Origin of the sequence: Pseudomonas shahriarae, assembly GCF_014268455.2 — a bacterium.
Classification (GTDB): domain Bacteria; phylum Pseudomonadota; class Gammaproteobacteria; order Pseudomonadales; family Pseudomonadaceae; genus Aquipseudomonas; species Aquipseudomonas shahriarae.
In genome coordinates, this window is record NZ_CP077085.1 from 1485545 (window position 1) to 1505797 (window position 20253).

Annotated in this window: 17 protein-coding genes; 5 read left to right on the forward strand and 12 right to left on the reverse strand. The window is 62.0% G+C overall.

The window, feature by feature from the left end; genetic code table 11:
- Positions 1-4 precede the first annotated feature (4 nt).
- Together HU773_RS06600 and HU773_RS06605 are read left to right on the forward strand one after the other, a co-directional pair.
- Positions 5-3070, forward strand: a complete 3066-nt coding sequence (locus HU773_RS06600) for an efflux RND transporter permease subunit (RefSeq protein ID WP_057958681.1) — start codon at positions 5-7, stop codon at positions 3068-3070.
- Between the two features lie 138 nt (positions 3071-3208).
- Positions 3209-3391 (forward strand): hypothetical protein, encoded by a 183-nt coding sequence (locus HU773_RS06605; RefSeq protein WP_057958682.1) that lies wholly within the window; start codon positions 3209-3211, stop codon positions 3389-3391.
- An 83-nt stretch (positions 3392-3474) separates the two neighbouring features.
- Here the strand turns inward: HU773_RS06605 and HU773_RS06610 are convergent, their stop codons facing one another.
- From HU773_RS06610 to plsB, 3 genes are read right to left on the reverse strand one after another with little or no spacing between them, the layout of a single operon-like run.
- Positions 3475-4161 (reverse strand): DUF4197 domain-containing protein, encoded by a 687-nt coding sequence (locus HU773_RS06610; protein ID WP_057958683.1) that lies wholly within the window; start codon positions 4159-4161, stop codon positions 3475-3477.
- A 25-nt stretch (positions 4162-4186) separates the two neighbouring features.
- Complete coding sequence (locus HU773_RS06615; RefSeq protein ID WP_057958684.1) at positions 4187-4588, reverse strand: YbaY family lipoprotein; 402 nt, start codon at positions 4586-4588, stop codon at positions 4187-4189.
- 51 nt (positions 4589-4639) lie between these two features.
- The gene (gene plsB, locus HU773_RS06620; protein WP_186625582.1) at positions 4640-7144 is read right to left on the reverse strand and encodes a glycerol-3-phosphate 1-O-acyltransferase PlsB; all 2505 of its coding nucleotides are present in this window, start codon (positions 7142-7144) and stop codon (positions 4640-4642) included.
- 179 nt (positions 7145-7323) lie between these two features.
- Between plsB and HU773_RS06625 the strand changes: the two genes are divergently transcribed.
- Positions 7324-7533, forward strand: coding sequence for a cold-shock protein (locus HU773_RS06625; RefSeq protein WP_057441757.1), 210 nt, complete (start codon positions 7324-7326; stop codon positions 7531-7533).
- A gap of 143 nt (positions 7534-7676) precedes the next feature.
- On the opposite strand, the gene HU773_RS06630 is transcribed toward HU773_RS06625, so the two are convergent.
- The 4 genes from HU773_RS06630 to HU773_RS06645 all read right to left on the reverse strand — a co-directional run bounded on the left by HU773_RS06630 (position 7677) and on the right by HU773_RS06645 (position 12913).
- Complete coding sequence (locus HU773_RS06630; RefSeq protein ID WP_057445111.1) at positions 7677-8054, reverse strand: hypothetical protein; 378 nt, start codon at positions 8052-8054, stop codon at positions 7677-7679.
- A 73-nt stretch (positions 8055-8127) separates the two neighbouring features.
- On the reverse strand, positions 8128-8937 hold the full coding sequence (locus HU773_RS06635) for a putative RNA methyltransferase (RefSeq protein ID WP_057958686.1): 810 nt from the start codon (positions 8935-8937) through the stop codon (positions 8128-8130).
- Entirely contained in the window at positions 8937-10088 is a 1152-nt protein-coding gene (dapE, locus tag HU773_RS06640) for a succinyl-diaminopimelate desuccinylase (RefSeq protein WP_057958687.1), read from the reverse strand. Before dapE ends, HU773_RS06635 begins: the two co-directional genes overlap by 1 nt.
- Before the next feature lie 233 nt (positions 10089-10321).
- Positions 10322-12913 (reverse strand): glycosyltransferase, encoded by a 2592-nt coding sequence (locus HU773_RS06645; protein ID WP_186625580.1) that lies wholly within the window; start codon positions 12911-12913, stop codon positions 10322-10324.
- Between the two features lie 219 nt (positions 12914-13132).
- Between HU773_RS06645 and tcdA the strand changes: the two genes are divergently transcribed.
- Complete coding sequence (gene tcdA / locus HU773_RS06650; protein ID WP_057441812.1) at positions 13133-13942, forward strand: tRNA cyclic N6-threonylcarbamoyladenosine(37) synthase TcdA; 810 nt, start codon at positions 13133-13135, stop codon at positions 13940-13942.
- Positions 13943-13997: 55 nt separating this feature from the next.
- On the opposite strand, the gene HU773_RS06655 is transcribed toward tcdA, so the two are convergent.
- The 4 genes from HU773_RS06655 to HU773_RS06670 all read right to left on the reverse strand — a co-directional run bounded on the left by HU773_RS06655 (position 13998) and on the right by HU773_RS06670 (position 17058).
- Positions 13998-14411 (reverse strand): SufE family protein, encoded by a 414-nt coding sequence (locus HU773_RS06655; protein WP_128593470.1) that lies wholly within the window; start codon positions 14409-14411, stop codon positions 13998-14000.
- Positions 14408-15613 (reverse strand): aminotransferase class V-fold PLP-dependent enzyme, encoded by a 1206-nt coding sequence (locus HU773_RS06660; RefSeq protein WP_057439916.1) that lies wholly within the window; start codon positions 15611-15613, stop codon positions 14408-14410. Before HU773_RS06660 ends, HU773_RS06655 begins: the two co-directional genes overlap by 4 nt.
- 69 nt (positions 15614-15682) lie before the next feature.
- Positions 15683-16717: a 2,3,4,5-tetrahydropyridine-2,6-dicarboxylate N-succinyltransferase gene (gene dapD, locus HU773_RS06665; RefSeq protein ID WP_057439915.1), complete on the reverse strand. Its 1035-nt coding sequence runs from the start codon at positions 16715-16717 to the stop codon at positions 15683-15685.
- 32 nt (positions 16718-16749) lie between these two features.
- Positions 16750-17058, reverse strand: coding sequence for an arsenate reductase (locus HU773_RS06670; protein WP_232545463.1), 309 nt, complete (start codon positions 17056-17058; stop codon positions 16750-16752).
- Between the two features lie 264 nt (positions 17059-17322).
- Between HU773_RS06670 and HU773_RS06675 the strand changes: the two genes are divergently transcribed.
- Positions 17323-18966 (forward strand): Na+/H+ antiporter, encoded by a 1644-nt coding sequence (locus HU773_RS06675; protein ID WP_057958692.1) that lies wholly within the window; start codon positions 17323-17325, stop codon positions 18964-18966.
- Positions 18967-19046: 80 nt separating this feature from the next.
- Here the strand turns inward: HU773_RS06675 and dapC are convergent, their stop codons facing one another.
- A complete protein-coding gene (gene dapC, locus HU773_RS06680) occupies positions 19047-20246 on the reverse strand; it encodes a succinyldiaminopimelate transaminase (RefSeq protein WP_057958693.1) in 1200 nt (399 codons plus the stop codon).
- Between the last annotated feature and the right edge of the window lie 7 nt (positions 20247-20253).

The following is a 20253-nucleotide window of genomic DNA, read 5'->3' on the forward strand; positions in this document are numbered from 1 at the left end:
CCCGATGGGTTTCAATCTTTCCGAATGGGCGTTGCGTAATCGCCAGATCGTCCTGTTCCTGATGCTGCTGTTGGCCGTCGTCGGTACGTTGTCCTACACCAAGCTGGGGCAAAGTGAAGACCCGCCGTTCACCTTCAAAGCCATGGTCATCAAGACCAACTGGCCAGGGGCCACGGCCCAGGAAGTCTCGCGCCAGGTCACCGAGCGCATTGAAAAGAAACTGATGGAAACCGGCGAGTACGAGCGCATTGTCTCGTTCTCCCGCCCGGGCGAATCCCAGGTCACGTTTATGGCGCGGGACTCGATGCACTCGGCGCAGATTCCCGACCTGTGGTACCAGGTGCGCAAGAAGATCAGCGATATCCGCCAGACCCTGCCACCGGACATCCAGGGCCCGTTCTTCAACGACGAATTCGGCACCACCTTTGGCAATATCTACGCCCTGACCGGCGAGGGTTTTGACTACGCGGTGCTCAAGGACTACGCCGACCGTATCCAGATCCAGCTGCAACGGGTGCCGGATGTGGGCAAGGTCGAGCTGCTGGGGTTGCAGGACGAGAAGATCTGGATCGAGCTGTCCAACCTCAAGCTCGCCACCCTCGGCCTGCCCCTGGCAGCGGTGCAGCAGGCGTTGCAGGAGCAGAACGCGGTGTCCACCGCCGGGTTCTTTGAGACCCCGAGCGAGCGCGTGCAACTGCGGGTGTCAGGTAACTTCAAGACGGTCGAAGAGATCCGCAATTTCCCGATCCGCGTCGGCGACCGCACCTTCCGCATCGGCGATGTGGCCGAGATTCACCGGGGCTTCAACGACCCACCGGCGCCGCGTATGCGCTATATGGGGGACGACGCAATCGGCCTGGCCGTGGCCATGCGCGATGGTGGCGATATCCTGATACTGGGCAAGGCCCTGGAGGGCGAGTTCGCACGCCTGCAGAAGAACCTTCCGGCAGGCATGGAACTGCGCAAGGTGTCGGACCAGCCGGCTGCGGTGAAGACCAGCGTGGGCGAATTCGTCCAGGTCTTGGCCGAGGCCTTGGCGATTGTATTGCTGGTGAGTTTCTTCTCCCTCGGTGTGCGCACCGGCATGGTGGTGGCATTGGCGATTCCGCTGGTGTTGGCGATGACGTTTGCCTGCATGTATTACCTGGGGATCGGCCTGCACAAGATTTCCCTGGGGGCGCTGGTCCTGGCCCTGGGCCTGTTGGTGGACGACGCGATCATCGCCGTGGAAATGATGGCGATCAAAATGGAGCAGGGCTACGACCGTCTCAAGGCAGCCAGTTTCGCCTGGACCAGTACGGCGTTTCCGATGCTCACCGGTACGCTGATCACCGCAGCCGGCTTCCTGCCGATTGCCACCGCGCAATCGAGTACCGGCGAATACACCCGCTCGATCTTTCAGGTGGTGACCATCGCGCTGCTGGCCTCGTGGGTCGCCGCTGTGGTGTTTGTGCCGTATCTGGGGGAAAAGCTTCTGCCGGACCTGGCGAAAATTCATGCGGCCAAGCACGGTACTGATGGGCCGGATCCGTACGGCACGCCGTTCTACCAGCGCGTAAGGCGCTGGGTGGAGTGGTGTGTGCGCCGCCGCAAAACCGTGATTGTGCTGACCGTGCTGCTGTTTATCGGCTCGGTGGCGCTGTTCCGTTTTGTCCCGCAACAATTCTTCCCGGCGTCCGGGCGCCTGGAACTGATGGTCGACCTGAAACTGGCGGAAGGCGCCTCCCTGAGCAGCACCGCCGAGCAGGTCAAGCGTCTCGAAGGCTTGCTCAAGGCGCATGAGGGGATCGAAAACTATGTGGCCTATGTCGGCACCGGCTCACCGCGCTTCTACCTGCCCCTGGACCAGCAACTGCCGGCGGCCAGCTTTGCCCAGTTTGTGGTGTTGGCCAAGACCATCGAGGAGCGCGAAACCCTGCGCACCTGGTTGATCGAAACCCTCAACGAGCAATTCCCCGACCTGCGTTCGCGGGTCACCCGCCTGGAGAACGGCCCGCCGGTTGGTTACCCGGTGCAGTTCCGCGTGACCGGCGAGCACATCGAAGAAGTGCGGGCCCTGGCGCGCAAGGTCGCGGCCAAGGTGCGTGAGAACAGCCACGTGGTCAACGTGCATCTGGACTGGGAAGAGCCGAGCAAGATCGTCTACCTCAATGTCGACCAGGACCGCGCCCGCGCCTTGGGCGTGAGCACCGCCAACCTGTCGAAATTCCTCCAGAGTTCCCTGACCGGCTCCAGCGTCAGCCAATACCGGGAAGACAACGAGTTGATCGAAATCCTCCTGCGCGGCACCGTGCATGAGCGCACCGAACTGTCGCTGCTGCCGAGCCTGGCGGTGCCGACCGACAACGGCACCAGCGTGGCGCTGTCGCAGATCGCCACCCTGGAATATGGCTTCGAGGAGGGCATTATCTGGCACCGCAACCGCCTGCCAACGGTGACTGTACGTGCTGATATCTACGGCAAGGAGCAACCGGCGACCCTGGTCCAGCAGATCCTGCCGACCCTGGCCGATGTACGTGCCGAATTGCCGGACGGTTACCTGTTGGACGTGGGCGGCACCGTGGAAGACTCCGCCCGAGGGCAGAACTCGGTGAAGGCCGGGGTGCCGCTGTTTATCGTGGTGGTGCTGACCTTGCTGATGCTACAACTGCGCAGCTTCTCGCGCACGGCCATGGTGTTCCTGACCGCGCCGCTGGGGCTGATCGGGGTGACGCTGTTCCTGCTGGTGTTCCGCCAGCCGTTTGGCTTCGTGGCCATGTTGGGGACCATCGCGTTGTCGGGGATGATCATGCGTAACTCGGTGATCCTGGTGGACCAGATCGAGCAGGACATCAAGGCGGGCCTGGAGCCTTGGCAGGCGATTATCGAAGCCACCGTGCGGCGCTTCCGGCCGATTGTGCTGACGGCCCTGGCGGCGGTGTTGGCGATGATCCCGCTGTCGCGCAGTGTGTTTTTCGGGCCGATGGCGGTGGCGATCATGGGCGGGTTGATTGTGGCGACGGCGTTGACGCTGCTGTTTTTGCCGGCGCTGTATGCGGCGTGGTTCCGGGTCAAGCCGCACTCGGCATAAGCCTGCGTGAATCGGCTACAGGGTTTAGGAACTTTTTCCTGCGTGTTTGCCACTTAGGGGTACCTGAGTTACAGGTACCTTCTTCTGGCAACGGGGTTGTTACAGAACAAGGCTTTATCAACCTGCGAGGAATTACCTATGGGTTTATTTGCAATGGGTGGTATAGGTATAGGTCTGGGCATGATGCCGATGATGGCCTTCAAAATGGGCAAGCGCGGTAAATCCAAATGCAAGCCTCCGCCCTGCCACCACCACCACCACGCTCAACCGCCGCAGTTCTCCAGTACCATCAAGTACGAGGGGAAAATCAGCTACAGCTGATGGTAGTAAGGGGCATGTCCGCTGGGCAATAACACCAACGCCCCAATTATTCGGGGCGTTGTTGTTGGTTACCGACGGTGTACCTAGAGGGCACCGAACACTTTCTTCGCCAGGCTGGTCGCGGCGGCTGCCGGGTTCTGGCGAATGCTTTCTTCCTGTTGGGCAATCATCTTGAACAAGCCGTCCAGCGCTTGCTCAGTCACGTAGTTTTCGACGCTGTCGCTCTTGCCACCCAGTAAACCCAGGGGCGCCTTTTTGGCGAGCGCGTTGTATTGCTGGGCTACACCGACCTTGTCCGTGGATTGCTTGACGATCGGCAGGAACTTGGCGCGGATCTGCTCACGGCTGCTTTTGTCCAGATACTGGGTCGCCGAATCCTGGCCACCGCTGAGGATGCCCTTGGCGTCGTTCACGCTCATGTTTTTCACGGCATTCACCAGAATCGGCTGGGCCTGGGTCACGGCGGATTCGGCAGCCTTGTTCATGCTGTCTTCAAGCTGGGTGATCTGATCGCCCATGCCGAGCATTTTCAGGGCGCCGGCGGCTTTCTCCAGCTTGCCCGGCAAACCGATCTTGACCTCGGGGTTGTTGCTGAAGCCACCGGGAGCCCCCAGTTGCTTGACGGCAATCTGTGCGCCTTGGGTCAGGGCGTCCTTGAGGCCGCCGGTAGCGTCGCCCTGGGACAGGTCACCGAGGGACAGGGCCATGGCGTTGGCACCGAGCAGCAGGCCGGCACACAAGGTGGTGAGGCGAAGAGAGTTACGGAGCATGGGCGCTTCCTTTTAATCGACTGGATCAGTGGGCAACGGCGTCAACGCGCAGGCGCAGCGGCTGGGAATCCTGGCCGTTCAACTGCACCGAATGGCGCTCGGTGGTGATAAACATTAGCTTGCCATCCAGCTCGATGCGAGCGCTGACCGAATAGCTGTGGCCAGGCTTGACCTGGGCCGGGTCGTAGCTCAGGTGGAAGGGCAGCGGCACCTGGCCGTTGACCGGGCCTTTCTGCTCGGCCAGGGTGACGGCGGGCGCATCGGCCAGGGACACATCCTGCAGGCTGACGCTCAAGGTCGCGGCGGGCGGCAGGGCGATGCGTTGCAGGTAGAACACTTCGCCATCAAGGCTGGCTTTGGGCGCAGGATTCATCGAGTGACAGGCTCCCAGCAGGGCGGTCAGGCCCAAGAGGATGATTTTTTTCATGGTACAGCTCCTTGTCAACGGCGCCAGAAACACCCTGGCGCCCTGGTAAATCTAGCGGGTTTCGTCCGCCTCGGCGTCCGGTGCGGGCGCTTCTTCATTGCGGTGCAACGCGACCTGGCGGATCGACAGGCGAATCTCCGCCGGCAACACCCGTTTGGCTGCGCCTTCGGCCAATTCGCCGAGCAGGTCGTGGTAACTCAACTTGCCGGCTTCATCGCGACGCAGCACATCTTGCTCGAGCAACGTCTGAATAAAATGTCGGAAAAGGCTCTTATCGAAGAACTCCGGGGCATTCAGGCCATGCAGGATCGACAGGCGCTGGGCCATGACCGTGCACAAGTCTTCCAGCTCTTCGGCGCTGATGCTGTTCTGGCCACTGTTGAGCAGCAGGGAAATGGCCATGTAGAAGCGTTGCAGGGTCTGGGCAATGCTCTTGGACAGCAGGGTCAGCAGCACAAAGTTGCGCGAACTGGGCGCCGGGCGCAGGTAGATGTTGTTTTCAAAGCGCAGCAGACCTTGTTCTACCAAGGCTTCGAGCCACTGGTCGACCACTGCGTCAAGTTCGTCCAGGGTCCAGCGGATGAACAACTCCGATTGCAGGTACGGATAGAGCGCACGGGTGTAGCGCAGGATCTGTTCGCGGCTCATGCGCGAGCTGCTCTGGAAGAAGCTGGCCAACAGCGCCGGCAGGGCGAAGATATGCAGCACGTTGTTGCGGTAATAGGTCATCAGGACGGCGTTTTGCTCGTCCAGATAGAGGATCTTGCCCAGGGCATCACTCTGTTCCGACAGCAGGTTCATGTCCTTGACGTGCTTGATCAAGGCCTGGCCGTCACCTTCGGGCAGCGTGGTGTGGGGCGAGTAGGGCACCCGGCGCAGCAGCGCCAGGTACAGGTCCAGCACCCGGGCCATGGCCTGGTCGTCCAGGGCCAGGCGGCTAGTGGACAGTAGCGCCAACGCTACCAGGTTCACCGGGTTGATCGCGGCCGCCTCGTTGAGGTGCTGGGCCACGCGCTCGCCGAGGCGGTTGGTGGTCTCATTCAACCAGGCCGGCTTGTAGTTCGGTGCCAGATCCTGGGCGCGCCAGTCCGGTTGCTCCTGGTCAAGGAATTCCGCCAGCTTGATCGGCTCGCCGAAGTTGACCGCCACCTGGCCAAAGCGCTGCTTCAGCGCGCCAATGACCTTGAAGATATCGAAGATCGACTCTTTCTTTTTCGTCGCCCCGCGCAGTTCGCCCAGGTAGGTGCGGCCTTCCAGCACCCGTTCATAGCCGATATACACCGGCACAAACACGATGGGCATGCGCGAGGAGCGCAGGAAGCTGCGCAGGGTGATCGCCAGCATCCCGGTCTTGGGTTGCAGCATGCGCCCGGTGCGCGAGCGGCCGCCTTCGACGAAGTACTCCACCGGGAAGCCCTTGGTGAACAGGGTATGCAGGTATTCGTTGAACACCGAGGTGTACAGCGGGTTGCCCTTGAAGGTACGGCGCATGAAAAACGCCCCGCCGCGGCGCAACAGGCTGCCGATCACCGGCATATTGAGATTAATCCCGGCAGCAATGTGCGGCGGGGTCAGGCCGTTCTTGAATAGGAGGTAAGACAGCAGCAGGTAGTCGATATGGCTGCGGTGGCAGGGCACGTAGATCACTTCGTAGCCCTGGGCGACCTTTTGCACACCTTCGATATTGTTGACCTTGATGCCGTCGTAGATCTTGTTCCAGAACCAGCTCAGCACCACTTCGAGGAAGCGGATGGCGGTGTAGGTGTAGTCCGAGGCAATTTCGTTGCCATAGCGCAGGGCCTGGGCCTTGGCTTTTTCCGGGGTGATCTTTTCCCGCTCGGCCTCGTCGAGGATCGCCTGGCGCACCAGTGGCATATTCACCAGGCCTTTGACCAGGTTGCGCCGGTGGGACAGGTCGGGGCCGATCACCGCAGTCTTCAGGTTGCGAAAGTGTACCCGCAGGATGCGTTGGGCCATTCGTACGGTGCGTTCGTGACCTTTATTGTGCTCGATCAATTCACGCAGGTTGATTGGCGCAGAGAATTGCACTCGGGTCTTGCGCCCCAGGATCAGGATGCTCAACAGCCGGCGCAGGCGCCCGGTGACTGCCCAACTGTCGGCGAACAGCAGTTTCCAGGGGCTCGACTCGCTGGCGGGCGACTGGCCCCAGAACACGCTGGCCGGAATGATCTGGGCGTTTTCTTCGGCATGCTCGGTCAGGGTGTTGACCAGGCGGGTCAGGGTCGGCGGCGCGCCGCGCTTGTCCTGGCGGCCGAGCCAGTCCGGGTCCGGGGTCAGGTAGAAGAACGCCGCCGGTTCCATCAACGGGCCAACGGACACCGGCAGCACCGGGCGCGGCAAGCCGGCCTTGGTGCACTCGGCATCCACCACGGCCAGTTCGGTCAGGGAGGGCGATTGCAGGACGTAGAACACCGGCCGGCTGCGGTCCAGGTTAAGGGTGAGGGACGACTGGTTGATCGTCTCCGAGCGAACCCAGAGGTACAACAGTCGGCGCAAGGTGCCAAATACCAGACGGCGGAACGGGGAGCGGGTCATAGGCGTGCTGCTTTGAGTGGAAAAAACCGAGCAGGCGCTCGGGCGGGTAGTGTGCCGTATTCGCCGAAAATCGGCAAAAAAGCAGCGATGTAAAGTTGAGTTGATCGTTTTTGAGCCTGTCTTATACTCGGCAGTTCAATGCGACTGACTCAACAATAAAAACCAGTGGGAGCAAACAGATGACAACGCGCGAAACCGGCAATGTGAAGTGGTTCAACGACGCCAAGGGCTATGGTTTTATCCAGCGGGAGGATGGCAAGGATGTGTTTGTGCACTACCGCGCTATCCGCGGTGAAGGCCACCGCTCCCTGGCCGAGGGCCAGCAGGTGGAATACGCCGTGGTGACCGGCGACAAGGGCTTGCAGGCTGAGGATGTAGTCGGTCTTTAAAGCAGATTTCTGCAACGCCGCTGAACCCATGTGGGAGCGGGCTTGCTCGCGAAAGCGCTGAATCAGTCACTGTAGAGGTTGACTGATTGACTGCTTTCGCGAGCAAGCCCGCTCCCACATCTGATTGGGTTCACAGTTCAGAATCAGGTGGTTTTCCAGGTGATCTGCTCTTCACCGTCGGTGCTGATCCGAATCCAGGTGTCGGCGCTTTCTTCACCTTCTTCCTCGACCCACGTCCCCGGCGCGCAGCGCACTTCAACGTTCAGCGCGGCAAAGGCCGCACGGGCGCAGGCGATGTCGTCTTCCCACGGGGTCTGGTCGCTTTCCAGGTACAGGCTGTTCCATTTGCCCACGGCCTTGGGCAGCCAGGTCACTGGCACATTGCCGGCCTTGCACTTGTAGGTCTGGCCCTTCTGTACCCAGTCGGTGCACGGCCCCAGGGCAGCGCCGAGCCAGGCGGCGATAGCCTTGTAGTCGACGTCGGCGTCCTTGAGGTAAATCTCGATATCGGGTTGGCGCATGGATGTTCCTCGTTGCGGGATTCGAAAATCCATTCGCGGATTCAGGGTGGGCGCAAAGGCCCGGAATAGTCGGTTATTGAAGCACGAAATAGTCGTAGCGCATCGACACGGTGACCAGCAGCGGTTCGGCCTGCTCGATCACCTGGGCGCGGCGCTCGGCGCTGGCACGCCAGCCATGGGGGGTCATCGCCAGCAGATTGGCGCGGTCCCCGGGGTCGGCCAGGCTGAGCTTGAACTCCAGCACTTCGCTGTGTTGCAGGCTCATGCCGTCTGGCACCAGGGCCAGGTGCTTGTCGTCGGTGTACTCGCGCACTTCGTCGTACAGGCGTTCGCGCAGTTCCATCAGGTGGCCGCTGGTCGGTCCGACCTTCATCAGGCCGCCGCCCGGGCTGAGCAGACGCTTGGCTTCCTGCCAGTCCAGGGGGCTGAACACGCTGGCGAGGAACTGGCAACTGCCGTCGGCCAGCGGCACGCGGGCCATGCTGGCGATCAGCCAAGTCAGCGTCGGGTTGCGTTTGCACGCGCGCTTGACTGCTTCCTTGGAAATATCCAGGGCATAACCATCGGCGCGCAGCAGGGCATCGGCGATTTGCGCGGTGTAGTAGCCTTCGCCGCAACCGATATCCAGCCAGCGCTGGGGTTTGCGTTCGGCTGCCAGGGCGGCCAGGCGCCTGGCCACTGGCGCATAGTGACCGGCATTGAGGAAGTCGCGGCGCGCTTGCACCATGGCCAGGTTATCGCCTGGGTCACGGCTGTTCTTGTGCTGCACCGGCAACAGGTTCAGGTAACCCTGGCGGGCCCGGTCGAACCGGTGCCCGGCCGGGCATACCACGCCACTATCCACCTCATTGAGGGGCGCACTGCAAATGGGGCAAGCAAGCATCAGGCGAGCAACTTGATCAGGGTCTGGTAGTAGATTTCGGTCAGCACATCGAGGTCGCTGGCCAGAATGCGCTCATTGACCTGATGGATCGTCGCGTTGACCGGGCCCAGTTCCACCACTTGGGTGCCGAGGGTCGCGATAAAGCGCCCGTCGGAGGTGCCGCCACTGGTGGACGCCTGGGTCTCGCGGCCGGTAATGGCCTTGATGCTGGCGGACACCGCATCGAGCAGCGCGCCCGGCTCGGTCAGGAACGGCAGGCCCGACAGCGCCCACTCCACATGCCAGTCCAGGCCATGCTTGTCGAGAATCGCCGCGACCCGCTGTTGCAGGCCTTCGACGGTGGACTCGGTGGAGAAACGGAAGTTGAACACCGCCGTCAGGTCACCCGGGATCACGTTGGTGGCGCCGGTGCCGGAATTGAGGTTGGAAATCTGGAAGCTGGTCGGCGGGAAGAAGGTATTGCCGTTGTCCCAATGCTCGGCGGCCAGTTCGGCCAGGGCCGGGGCGGCCAGGTGGATCGGGTTCTTTGCCAGGTGCGGGTAAGCCACGTGGCCTTGCACACCGCGCACGGTCAGGGTCGCACCGAGGGAGCCGCGACGGCCGTTCTTGACCACATCGCCCACCAGGGTGGTGCTCGACGGTTCACCGACGATGCACCAGTCCAGGCGCTCCTTGCGTGCTGCCAGGCGCTCGATCACTGCCTTGGTGCCGTGGTGCGCCGGGCCTTCTTCGTCGCTGGTGATCAGGAACGCCACCGAACCCTTGTGGTCCGGGTAGTCCTTCACAAAGCGCTCGGAGGCCACCAGCATCGCGGCCAGGCTGCCCTTCATGTCGGCCGCGCCACGCCCGCACAACATGCCGTGTTCGTCGATCAGTGCGTCGAACGGGTCATTCTGCCAGGCCTGCACCGGGCCGGTCGGGACCACGTCGGTGTGGCCGGCGAAGCACAGCACCGGGCCTTCGTGTTTGCCGTGGGTGGCCCAGAAGTTGTCCACATCTTCGATGCGCATCGGCTCAAGCGCAAAGCCGGCGTCGCCCAGGCGCTGCATCATCAGCTTCTGGCAATCGGCGTCGATCGGTGTCACCGACGGGCGGCGGATCAAGTCGATAGCGAGTTGGAGGGTCGGCGAAAGGTCGGCGTGGGCCGTCATGGGAAAACTCCGAAGGTGTGTCAGGGCGCAAGACGAGAGTGAAATATATCCAATGTGGGAGCGGGCTTGCCCGCGCTGCAGGCGCCGCGGTGTAGCACTTGCACCGCAGCGATGCCATCGCGGGCAAGCCCGCTCCCACAAGGGGGGGCAGTGGCTGCCTGAACCCATAAAGGGCCGTTATCTTATAGCAAAACGGCGACCAGAGGCCGCCGTTTAGTGCATTGCGCAAGTTTTTACGCGGCCGTCGCGGGCTCCGCCACCGCTGCCGGTTTCGGCAGTGACGACAGGAACGCCATGATCAGCGCCGCCACATACGGCAGTGATTGCACCAGCAGCATCACCACCCAGAAGCGCATGTCATTGCTTGGCAGGCCCTGCACCAGGTAGATCCCCAGCGCCGCGCCCCACAGCAGCAACATAATGAACATCTCTTCGCGGGCTTCGGAAATCGCTACCCAGAAGCCGTGGTTATCCGCGTTTTTCGGTGTACGAAAGAACGGAATACTGGTGGTGAAGAAGCCATACAGCACTGCCTTGGCGATGGTATGGGACAACGCTAACCCGGCCAGGGCTGCGCAGAACGCATCCTTGAGGTTCACACCAACGGCGCGGCGGTAGAGGAAGATGATCTTGCCGACCTTGAACACAAACAGCGCCAACGGCGGGATTGCGAAGATCAGCAACGGCGGGTCGACCCGGGTCGGCACAATGATCATCGCCGCCGACCACAACAGGGCACCGACGGTGAAGAAGATGTTCATGCCGTCCGCTACCCACGGCAACCAGCCCGCGAGGAAGTGGTAGCGCTGGCCACGGGTCAGCTCGGTGTCCTTGCCGCGCAGCAGGCTGGCGGTGTGGCGCTTGATGATCTGGATCGCGCCATAGGCCCAGCGGAACCGCTGTTTCTTGAAGTCGATAAAGGTATCGGGCATCAGGCCCTTGCCGTAGCTGGTGTGGTAGTACGCAGCCGACAGACCTTTCTCGAATACCCGTAGGCCCAGCTCGGCGTCTTCACAGATGCACCAGTCGGCCCAGCCCAGTTCTTCGAGCACCGAGCGGCGGGTCATGGTCATGGTGCCGTGCTGGATGATCGCGTCGCGGTCGTTGCGGGTGACCATGCCGATATGGAAGAAGCCTTTATATTCGGCGTAGCAGAGCTTCTTGAAGGTGCTTTCGTTCTGGTCCCGGTAATCCTGGGGCGATTGCACCACGGCGATTTTCGGGTCGGCGAAGTGCGGCACCATGTGCTTGAGCCAGTTAGGCGACACACAGTAGTCCGAGTCGATCACCGCGATCACTTCGGCATCCTTGGCGGTGTGCGGAATCAGGTAGTTCAGCGCGCCACCCTTGAAGCCAGCCAGGGGCGCGACGTGGAAGAACTTGAAGCGCGGGCCCAGGGTCAGGCAGTAGTCGCGTACCGGTTCCCACACCGCCGGGTCCTTGGTGTTGTTGTCGATGATCAGGACTTCGTAGTCCGGGTAATCGAGGGCGGCCAGGGCGTCGAGGGTCTGTTTGACCATTTCCGGCGGCTCGTTGTAGCACGGCACATGGATGGAGACTTTCGGGCGGTAGTCCGAATCCCCTTCAACCGGCAGGAATTCACGCCGGCGTTTGTGGGTCCAGACCGCTTCCGCCAGTTCATGGGCCTCGGTCAGCAACACGATAAACACGCCCATGGCACCTAGCGCGAGCAAGAAGCCCACGGTCAGGCTGAACCACGTGCTGTATTGCTGGCTGTAGTCATAGCCGATCCAGACCAGCACCGAGCCGCACAGGAACGCGATGAAGGTCAGGAAGGTACGGCCACGCTGGCGCAGGGACGAGCCGTCGATCATCAGCAAGGTCAGCGACAGCAGTGCCAACACCACCGAGCCGATGGCCAGCACCCGCCATTGCGGAATCGCCACGACCGGCCCTTCAAAGTTGAATTTCTGCTGGCGCGCAGCGTCGAACACGCCCCAGTAGGCGCCCACCGAGCCTTCGTCACTGGCTTTCCAGGGTTGGTCGAAGGCTTCGATCACGAAGTAGTTGTAGCCCTGGCGGTTAAGCTTGTTGACCAGAGTGCGCAGGTAAATGGCCTGGTCAGCCGGGGAGGCGTCCGCGCCACCGCGCATGCGGCCATTGCTCGGCCAGCCGACTTCCGACAGCAGCAGTGGCTTTTTCGGGAAGGTCTTCTTCAGGTCCTTGGCCCGGTCGAGGACGAATTGCCCGGCCTGGGCCATCGGCACATGTTCCCAGTACGGCAGAACGTGCGCGGCGATCAGGTCGACATGCTTGCCCAGTTGCGGGTTGTGTTCCCAGATGTGCCACTGCTCGGAGGTAGTCACTGGCACTTTGACGGCGGCGCGCACCCGGTCCAGCAGGACAATCAGCTCCTCGGGGGTGATCTCCTTGCGGAAGATGGCCTCGTTGCCGACCACCACACGCACCACGCTGCGCGAACTGTTGGCGATCTCGATGGCCCGCTGGATTTCGCGCTCGTTGCGCTCAAGGTCCGGGCTGATCCAGATCCCCAGGGTCACACGCAGGCCGAACTCTTCCGCCAGCTTGGGGATATTCCCCAGGGGGCCGTCGACCGAATAGGTCCGAATGTTGTCCGTCAGCTTGCTCATGATCGCAAGGTCCTGACGCATTTGTTCGTCGGTCGGGTACTGGTCTTTTTGCGGGTACTGGCCCTGCTGGAACGGCGAGTAAGAAAACCCGGAAATCTGCTGAGGCCAGTTGGGGGTAGTGACCGGGCGGTTGATCAGCGCCCAGAAACCGGTGAACAGCGCGGCAATTGCCAGCACCACCACCAGGTTGAGTCCAAATTTACGCGATGACATAGCTGTTTCGGGTTCCAAAGGGTGTGGAACGAATAGACGTGTTGGTGTACGCCGAACGGCGCGCATCCTACCATCGGCCCTGCACTCTGCGTACAGCAAGCCAGGAAAAACCGGGCATTGGGCAGCCAAAGCGTCGGTAAGTTCTTTACTTATAGCTTGTAGCTTAGAACTTATCGCTGCGTAGCCCTATAATGCGCGCCGGTTTTTGGGGTAATGGTCATGAGTACAGAAGATCCACGGTTTGCCGGCGTCGCCCGCTTGTATGGCATAGAAGGCCTGGAACGCTTGAAAGCGGCCCATGTGGCCATCGTCGGCGTGGGCGGTGTCGGCTCTTGGGCCGCTGAAGCCATGGCCCGTTGCGGGGTGGGCGAGATTTCGCTGTTTGACCTGGACGACGTGTGCGTCAGCAACAGCAACCGTCAGTTGCACGCCCTGGACAGCACGGTGGGCAAGCCCAAGGTCGAAGTGATGGCCGAACGCCTGCGTGCGATCAACCCCGCTTGCACGGTGCACGCGGTGGCGGACTTCGTAACCCGCGACACCATGGCTGAGTACATCACGCCGACCATCGACTGTGTGATTGACTGCATCGACGCGGTCAACGCCAAGGCGGCGCTGATTGCCTGGTGCAAGCGCCGCAAGATCCAGATCATCACCACCGGCGGCGCCGGCGGGCAAATTGACCCGACGCTGATCCAGGTGTGCGACCTGAACCGCACCTTCAACGACCCGCTGGCCTCGAAAGTGCGCTCCACCTTGCGCCGCGACTACGGGTTCTCGCGCACCGTGACCCGGCACTACAGCGTGCCTTGCGTGTTCTCCACCGAACAACTGCGCTATCCCAAACCCGACGGCAGCATCTGTTTGCAAAAGAGTTTTGTCGGTGATGGGGTGAAGCTGGACTGCGCCGGCGGGTTTGGCGCGGTGATGATGGTGACGGCGACTTTTGGCATGGTCGCGGCGACCAAGGCGGTGGACAAGATTGTGGCTGGGGTGCGCAGGCCGTCCGAGCGGGTCAAGCCCGCCTGAATCTCACGGCTGGACATCCATCACAGTGTGGGAGCAGGCAAGCCAGCTCCCACATTCAGTTTTGTGCTTGGCTCAATTGGCGCATGCGCTGCAGGACCGCATTCAGGCCATTACTGCGCGACGGCGACAATTGGCGGGAAAGCCCCAGCTGGTTGAACCAGTCGGGCAGGTCGACCGCCTGTAAATCCTCCGCCGACAGCCCATTGACCCGCGCCAGCAGCAACGCCACCAACCCGCGAATCAAGCGTGCATCACTGCTGGCGGCAAACTGCCAATGGTCGTCGCGCAAGCATCCCACCAGCCACACCAGGCTTTCACAGCCCTGCACCAGGTTGGCGTCGACCTTGTCTTCAGCCGCCAACGCCGGCAGCCGCTCGCCCCATTGCATCAACAAGCGCGCGCGTTGCTCCCAGCTGCCGACGGCCTGAAAGGCCTGCAACGCGACACGTGCATCTGCGGGCAGGCTCATCGCAGCATGTCCAGGGCCTGATCCAGCGCTTCAAAGAAACGCTCCAGATCATCGGAGTCGTTGTACAACGCCAGGGAAACCCGGATCGCCCCCGACAGATGCAGGCTCTTGAGCAAAGGCATCGCACAGTGATGACCGGCGCGTACCGCGATGCCCTGCTCGGTCAGCAGGTGGGCGAGGTCGGCGTTGTGCACGCCCTCTACCACAAAGCTGGCCAGGGCGACTTGCGGCGAGCCCAGCAGATGGACGCCCTTGCGTGCCTGTAGGCCGCGCAAGAGGTAGTCGTGCAGTGCCGCTTCGTGGGCGATCACCGCCTGTTGATCCAGGGAGTTGAGGTAATCCAGGGTCGCCCCGAGGCCAATCACCCCGGCAATTGGTGGCGTACCCGCTTCGAAACCCAGGGGCGCCGGGCGGAAGCTGGCGCTGTGGTAGTCCGCCTGCTGCACCATCTCGCCGCCAAACTGCCAGTGGCGCAGCCGATGCAGGGCTTCGGTGCGGCCGTAAAGCACGCCGACGCCGTCCGGACCATAAAGTTTGTGGCTGGAAAATACGTAGAAGTCGCAGCCCAGGGCCTGCACGTCATGGCGGCCGTGGACGATGCCCTGGGCGCCATCCACCACGGTCAAGGCGTCGTGGGCCTTGGCCAGTGCCAGCAACTGCGGTAACGGCTGCCAGACGCCCAGCACGTTGGACAACTGGCTCACCGCCAGCAGGCGGGTGCGTGGGCCGATCATCGTGGCGGCGGCTTGCAGGTCGATCAAACCCTCATCGTCGAGGGGCAGCACCACCAGCGTGAGCTCGCGGCGTTTGGCCAGTTGCTGCCAGGGCAGCAGGTTGGCGTGATGTTCCAGGGCGCTGATGACAAGCTCATCGCCCGGGTTGAAAAGGTGCTCCAGGCCATAGGCCAGGAGGTTCAGCGCAGACGTCGCGCCGTGGGTAAAGATGATCTGCCCGCTGTCACCGACGTTGAGCCATTGCGCCACTTTGCTGCGACTGTCCTCGAACGCCTGGGTCGCATGGGCGCCTGGCAAATGCTGGGCACGGTGCACATTGGCCGCGCCATTGGCGTAGTAATGGCCAAGGGCGTCCAGCAGGGCTTGAGGTTTTTGCGTGGTAGCGGCGTTGTCCAGATAGGTCTGGTCTTGCCGTTGCAAGGTGGCGATGGCCGGGAAATCGGCGCGCCAGGGCGAGGGCACAAGCATGGGTTCAAGACTCATATGAACCGGCCGTGCTGCAAGGCACGGCCGGCTCCGGTGGCATCGAGTCGCTGCTTAGTTGTGAGCGTGCAGCGCTGCGTTCAGTTCGATGGCCGACTTGTGGGTTTTGCACTCCACGGCACCGGTCTCGGAGTTACGGCGGAACAGCAGGTCCGGCTGGCCAGCCAGTTCACGGGCCTTGACCACCTTGACCAGTTGGTTCTGCTCATCGAGCAGCGCCACTTTAGTGCCGGCAGTCACGTACAGGCCCGATTCCACGGTGTTGCGGTCACCCAATGGGATACCGATACCGGCGTTGGCGCCGATCAGGCAGCCTTCGCCCACCTTGATCACGATGTTGCCGCCGCCCGACAGGGTGCCCATGGTGGAGCAACCGCCGCCCAGGTCCGACCCCTTGCCGACGAAGACGCCAGCCGATACACGGCCTTCAATCATGCCCGGGCCTTCGGTGCCCGCATTGAAGTTGATGAAGCCTTCGTGCATCACGGTGGTGCCTTCGCCCACATAGGCACCCAGGCGCAGACGTGCGGCATCGGCGATACGCACGCCGGCCGGGACCACGTAGTCGGTCATTTTCGGGAACTTGTCCACCGAGAACACTTCCAGCAGCTCGCCACGCAGGCGCGCTTCCAGTTGGCGCTCGGCCAGTTCGCCGATGTCGATCGCACCCTGGCTGGTCCAGGCTACGTTCGGCAGTTGCGGGAACACACCCGCCAGGCTCAGGCCATGGGGCTTGACCAGGCGGTGGGAGAGCAGATGCAGCTTGAGGTAGGCCTCAGGGGTGGAGGTCAGTGCGGCATCTTCGGCCAACAACGTGGCGACCAGCGGCTTGTGGCTTTCGGCCAGGCGGGTCAGCAGGGCGGCCTGGGTGGCATCTACATTTTTCAGTGCATCAGCCAGTTGCGAGGCTTGGGCAATGGTGAAGGTGATCGCCTGGTTGCCTTCGGTGTAGCCAAGGATCGGCGCGATGGCAGCGACGATTTCGGCCGAAGGGTTGAGCAATGGCTGCGCGTAAAACACTTCCAGCCAAGCACCTTGGCGGTTCTGGGTGCCGACGCCGAAGCCCAGGCTGAACAGGGAATTGGACATGCTGTTACCTCTACAAAAATGAAGTGGCTGGCCTACTTGAGGGCCGCCGAATAACTATCTGGCTTGAAGCCAATCAGGGTTCTGTCACCGAGATCGAGCACTGGGCGCTTGATCATCGAGGGTTGTGCGAGCATCAGTTCAACGGCTTTCGCCTGGTCGAGATCGGCTTTGCGTTCGTCTTCGAGTTTGCGAAAGGTCGTGCCTGCACGGTTCAAAACCACCTGCCAACCGTGCTCATTGCACCATTGGGTCAAGTGTTCGCGGTCGATACCGGCCGTCTTGTAGTCATGAAACTCATAGCTGATGGCATTTTCATCGAGCCAGGTACGGGCCTTTTTCATGGTGTCGCAGGCTTTGATGCCAAAAAGGTGCAATGTTTTGCTTGAATCGGTCAAGGAACTGCCCCCTTTGGGCTGCTGGAAACAAACGATCACGGATTATGCCACGACAAAACAGTTTCGGTGCCGCTCGTCACTCCTTACGGTACGAGGTGCGACTTATGTGCAAAAGCCCGGCAACAGCATAGGCAGCTAATATGGCACTTCAAAGGCGCGTTGTTGCCTCAAGTGTGTCATTGCAAGTCGATTGTCCAGGAACCCCGCTTTATGCAAACCGCCTACACCGTTCTTATCCTGCTGATGCTGGTCAGCGTTTCGCGTCTGGTCGGGCGTGTGATCCCTTTGCCGTTGCCGTTGGTGCAGATTGCCGCTGGTGCCTTGCTGGCGTGGCCGACCCTGGGGCTGCATGTGGCGTTGGACCCTGAATTGTTTCTGTTTCTATTCCTGCCGCCGTTGCTGTTCTCCGATGGCTGGCGCATGCCCAAGCGTGAGCTGTGGCGCCTGCGTGGGCCGATCCTGACGTTGGCCGTGGGGCTGGTGCTGTTTACCGTGGTGGGCGCCGGGTACTTTATCCACTGGTTGTTGCCGAGCATTCCCTTGCCGGTGGCTTTCGCCCTGGCGGCAGTGTTGTCGCCGACGGATGCGGTGGCGGTGTCGGCGATTTCCCAGAACCGCTTGCCCACGCCTTTGATGCACATGCTTCAGGGCGAGGCCTTGATGAATGATGCGTCGGGCCTGGTGACCTTCAAGTTCGCCCTGGTGGCGGCGTTGACTGGGGTATTTTCCCTGGCCGATGCCAGCCTGACATTTGTGCTGGTGGCGGTCGGTGGCCTGGCCATTGGCGTAGCCTTGAGCTGGCTGGTGGGGCGCCTGCGGGCCTGGATGATTGCCCGGGGCTGGGATGATCCGGCGACCCATGTGGTGTTTATGTTGCTGCTGCCGTTTGCGGCGTATGTGTTGGCTGAACGCCTGGGCGCCTCGGGGATTCTCTCGGCCGTGGCGGCGGGCATGATGCAGAGCTGGCTGGACCTGCTGCCACGCCAGACCAGTACACGCTTGCTCAATCGCAGTGTCTGGTCGTTGCTGGAGTTTGCCTTCAACGGTTTGATCTTCCTGCTGCTGGGCCTGCAGTTGCCGGACATCATCAAGGCGGTGACCAGTCACGAAGCCACGCTGTGGCCGACCTTGTTCTATCGCTGCCTGGACGTGATCGCGATCTTCCTGGTGTTGTTGGTGTTGCGGTTTATCTGGGTACAGAGCATTTGGCGTCTGTCCGGTCTGCTGCGTCGCCTGCGCGGTAAAAGTGAGCTGACACTGGTGCCCACCGCGCGGTCCTGCTGGCTGTTGACGGTTGGCGGGGTGCGCGGGGCGGTGACCCTGGCCGGTGTGATGTCAGTACCGTTGCTGATGGCGCCTGGCCAGGCGTTTCCCGAGCGCGACCTGCTGATCTTCATTGCCGCCGGGGTAATCCTGTTGTCATTGGTCGCCGCCTGTATCGCCTTGCCCTTGTTGTTGCGGGGGATCGAGAAGAGCCCGGATGACAAGCGGCGCGGCGAGGTGCGTGATGCCTGGAAGAAAACCGCCGAAGCCGCGATTCATGCCCTGGAAGCAGAGGAGGCCGCCGACGCGGCGCCCCTGGATGCGGCCCAGGCTGCACTGGCGGCAGAGCTCAAGGCACGGATCATGTCGGAATATCGCCATCAACTGGAGGTGTTCAATGACTCGGCCGAAGCCCAGGCGCTGGCGCTGCAGATGGATCATCTGGAGCGCAAGTTACGGCTCAAGGCCCTGCGCGCGCAGCGATTGGAGCTGTATAGCCTGAGCCGTCACCACCAGATTGGCGATGACGTGCTGCGCGAAGTGCTGGCCGACCTGGATATGAGTGAGGCCAACCTGGGGACCCAGAAGTAGCCGTGTGGGCTGACTTACCCCTGTTGCCCTTGCGCGATCTCAACGCGCAGGCCGCTCCTGGGCGGGAGCGGCCCCTGTCATCAACGACGACGCTGGATGAAGTTGCGCATCCGTTCGGCGGCTTCAACACATTCGGTCAATGGCGCAACCAATGCCAGGCGCACCCGTCCGGCCCCTGGATTGAAGCCATCCACTTCCCGCGACAGGTACGAGCCCGGCACCACGGTCACATGTTCTTCCGCGAACAAATCGCGGCAGAACGCGGCATCGTCGCCCTCGACGTTCGGCCATAGGTAGAAGCCCCCATCGGGGTTTTGCACGTCGAGTACCGGCTTGAGAATCGCCAATACGGCGTCGAATTTTTCCCGATACAGGTCACGATTGGCCTGTACATGAGCCTCGTCCTGCCACGCGGCGATGCTTGCCAGCTGGGTTTGCACCGGCATCGCGCAGCCGTGGTAAGTGCGGTACAGCAGGAAGGCCTTGAGGATTTCCGCATCTCCGGCCACAAACCCCGAGCGCAGGCCCGGCAGGTTGGAGCGCTTGGACAGGCTATGGAACACCACGCAGCGCTTGAAGTCCTGGCGGCCCAGCTCGACGCAGGCGCTGAGCAGGCCTGGCGGCGGAGTTTGCTCGTCGAAGTACAGCTCGCTGTAGCACTCGTCGGCGGCGATCACGAAGTCGTACTGGTCGGCCAGGGCAATCAGTTTTTTCAGGGTGTCGACCGGGATCAGTGCGCCGGTCGGGTTGCCGGGGGAGCACAGGAACAGGATCTGGCAACGTTTCCAGATGTCGGCCGAGACCGCGTCGAAATCCGGGTTGAAGCCGTTTTCATCCAGGCACGGCAGGTAGTGCGGCTTGGCGCCGGCGAGGAACGCTGCGCCTTCGTAGATCTGGTAGAACGGGTTCGGGCTGACCACCAGGGCATCGTCGCCCCGGTTGACCACGGTCTGGGTGAAGGCGAACAGGGCTTCGCGGGTGCCATTGACCGGCAGGATATTGCGCGCCGGGTCCAGCCAGCCCTTGGGCACGTCGAAGCGCCGCTCGCACCAGGCCCCAATAGCCTCGCGCAACGCGGGGATCCCCAGGGTAGTGGGGTATACCGCCATCTGATCCAGATTGTTGGCCAGGGCCTGGGCTACAAAATCCGGGGACTTGTGCTTGGGTTCACCAATGGACAGGGCAATCGGGCGCTTGTCCGGGTTTGGTGTGACGCTGCCCAGCAGGGCACGCAATTTCTCGAACGGGTAGGGTTGCAGTTGGTTCAGAGCGTTGTTCATCGGGGCC

Excerpts from the sequence above, each read along its gene's own strand:
- HU773_RS06600 (WP_057958681.1), top strand. The coding sequence starts at position 5 with ATGGGTTTCAATCTTTCCGAATGGGCGTTGCGTAATCGCCAGATCGTC.
- HU773_RS06605 (WP_057958682.1), top strand. The coding sequence starts at position 3,209 with ATGGGTTTATTTGCAATGGGTGGTATAGGTATAGGTCTGGGCATGATG.
- HU773_RS06610 (WP_057958683.1), bottom strand. The coding sequence starts at position 4,161 with ATGCTCCGTAACTCTCTTCGCCTCACCACCTTGTGTGCCGGCCTGCTG.
- HU773_RS06615 (WP_057958684.1), bottom strand. The coding sequence starts at position 4,588 with ATGAAAAAAATCATCCTCTTGGGCCTGACCGCCCTGCTGGGAGCCTGT.
- plsB (WP_186625582.1), bottom strand. The coding sequence starts at position 7,144 with ATGACCCGCTCCCCGTTCCGCCGTCTGGTATTTGGCACCTTGCGCCGA.
- HU773_RS06625 (WP_057441757.1), top strand. The coding sequence starts at position 7,324 with ATGACAACGCGCGAAACCGGCAATGTGAAGTGGTTCAACGACGCCAAG.
- HU773_RS06630 (WP_057445111.1), bottom strand. The coding sequence starts at position 8,054 with ATGCGCCAACCCGATATCGAGATTTACCTCAAGGACGCCGACGTCGAC.
- HU773_RS06635 (WP_057958686.1), bottom strand. The coding sequence starts at position 8,937 with ATGCTTGCTTGCCCCATTTGCAGTGCGCCCCTCAATGAGGTGGATAGT.
- dapE (WP_057958687.1), bottom strand. The coding sequence starts at position 10,088 with ATGACGGCCCACGCCGACCTTTCGCCGACCCTCCAACTCGCTATCGAC.
- HU773_RS06645 (WP_186625580.1), bottom strand. The coding sequence starts at position 12,913 with ATGTCATCGCGTAAATTTGGACTCAACCTGGTGGTGGTGCTGGCAATT.
- tcdA (WP_057441812.1), top strand. The coding sequence starts at position 13,133 with ATGAGTACAGAAGATCCACGGTTTGCCGGCGTCGCCCGCTTGTATGGC.
- HU773_RS06655 (WP_128593470.1), bottom strand. The coding sequence starts at position 14,411 with ATGAGCCTGCCCGCAGATGCACGTGTCGCGTTGCAGGCCTTTCAGGCC.
- HU773_RS06660 (WP_057439916.1), bottom strand. The coding sequence starts at position 15,613 with ATGCTTGTGCCCTCGCCCTGGCGCGCCGATTTCCCGGCCATCGCCACC.
- dapD (WP_057439915.1), bottom strand. The coding sequence starts at position 16,717 with ATGTCCAATTCCCTGTTCAGCCTGGGCTTCGGCGTCGGCACCCAGAAC.
- HU773_RS06670 (WP_232545463.1), bottom strand. The coding sequence starts at position 17,058 with ATGAAAAAGGCCCGTACCTGGCTCGATGAAAATGCCATCAGCTATGAG.
- HU773_RS06675 (WP_057958692.1), top strand. The coding sequence starts at position 17,323 with ATGCAAACCGCCTACACCGTTCTTATCCTGCTGATGCTGGTCAGCGTT.
- dapC (WP_057958693.1), bottom strand. The coding sequence starts at position 20,246 with ATGAACAACGCTCTGAACCAACTGCAACCCTACCCGTTCGAGAAATTG.